Genomic DNA, 223 nt, shown 5'->3' on the forward strand with positions numbered 1-223 from the left:
TGGAGCCAGCCGCCTAAGGTGGGACAGATGATTGGGGTGAAGTCGTAACAAGGTAGCCGTATCGGAAGGTGCGGCTGGATCACCTCCTTTCTATGGAGAATTGATGAACGTTGTTCATCAATATAAGTTTCCGTGTTTCGTTTTGTTCAGTTTTGAGAGAACTTACTCTCAACAATAAATGTATGTTCTTTGAAAACTAGATAACAGTGTAGCTCATATTTTT

At 41.3% G+C, this 223-nt stretch carries 1 rRNA gene; it reads left to right on the plus strand.

The annotated features are described in order from the left end of the window. Positions 1-90: ribosomal RNA gene (locus tag MR058_RS23160) — 16S ribosomal RNA — on the plus strand; the annotation flags it as partial. Positions 91-223: the final 133 nt, after the last annotated feature.

This window comes from Bacillus cereus group sp. BfR-BA-01430 (assembly GCF_022663115.1).
Classification (GTDB): domain Bacteria; phylum Bacillota; class Bacilli; order Bacillales; family Bacillaceae_G; genus Bacillus_A; species Bacillus_A cereus_BD.